The 1,313-nt window shown below is 68.5% G+C and carries 1 protein-coding gene; it reads left to right on the top strand.

All coding sequences use genetic code 11. The features are described 5' to 3' along the window. Window positions 1-1,313 (top strand): beta strand repeat-containing protein (locus tag B4A39_RS11785; protein ID WP_292036704.1); only part of this gene is annotated, 1,313 nt, incomplete at both ends.

The following is a 1,313-nucleotide window of genomic DNA, read 5'->3' on the forward strand; positions in this document are numbered from 1 at the left end:
GGATATCCGCGTGACCACGGCTGGCGGAACCAGCGCGACCTCGGCGGCGGACCAGTTTACCTATGTGACAGCCCCGACGGTGAGTTCGATCTCGCCGACGGCGGGTCCGGCCACGGGTGGCACGAGCGTGATCATCATGGGCGCCAACTTCTCGGGTGCGACGGCGGTGAATTTCGGGGGGGCGCCGGCGACCGGCTTTACGGTCAATAGCGCCAGCCAGATCACGGCGACGGCGCCGGCCGGAACGGGGACAGTGGATGTGCGTGTCACGACGCCAGGCGGGACCAGCGCGACCTCGGCGGCCGATCAGTTCACCTATGTGACGGCCCCGACGGTGAGTTCGATCTCGCCGACGGCGGGTCCGGCCACGGGTGGCACGAGCGTGATCATCACGGGCGCCAACTTCTCGGGTGCGACGGCGGTGAATTTCGGGGGGACGCCGGCGACCGGCTTTACGGTCAATAGCGCCAGCCAGATCACGGCGACGGCGCCGGCCGGAACGGGGACGGTGGATGTGCGTGTCACGACCGCCGGCGGGACCAGCCTGACCTCGGTCGCTGATCAGTTCACCTATGTGATGGCCCCGACAGTGAGTTCGATCTCGCCTACGGTGGGTCCGGCCACGGGCGGCACGAATGTGACGATCACAGGGACCGGTTTTACAGGTGCGACGGCGGTGACCTTCGGCGGGACGGCGGCGACCGGCTTTACGGTCAACAGCGCCACCCAGATCACGGCGACGGCGCCGGCCGGGACGGGGACGGTGGATATCCGTGTCACGACCGCCGGCGGGACCAGCGCGACCTCGGTTGCGGATCAGTTCACCTATGTGACGGCCCCGACAGTGAGTTCGATCTCGCCGACGGCGGGTCCGGCCACGGGCGGCACGAATGTGACGATCACAGGGACCGGTTTTACAGGTGCGACGGCGGTGACCTTCGGCGGGACGGCGGCGAGCGGCTTTACGGTCAATAGCGCGACCCAGATCACGGCGACTGCTCCGGCCGGAACGGGGACGGTGGACGTACGCGTCAAGACCGCCGGCGGAACCAGCGCGACCTCGGCCGCCGATCAGTTCACCTATGTCGGTGCGCCGACGGTGACCTCGATCTCGCCGACGGCGGGTCCGGCCACGGGTGGTACGAGCGTGATCATCACGGGCGCCAACTTCTCGGGTGCGACGGCGGTGAATTTCGGGGGGACGCCGGCGACCGGCTTTACGGTCAATAGCGCGACCCAGATCACGGCGACTGCTCCGGCCGGAACGGGGACAGTGGATATCCGCGTGACCTCGGCGGGCGGAACCAGCGCGA

This window comes from Brevundimonas sp. UBA4553, from assembly GCF_002387245.1.
Classification (GTDB): domain Bacteria; phylum Pseudomonadota; class Alphaproteobacteria; order Caulobacterales; family Caulobacteraceae; genus Brevundimonas.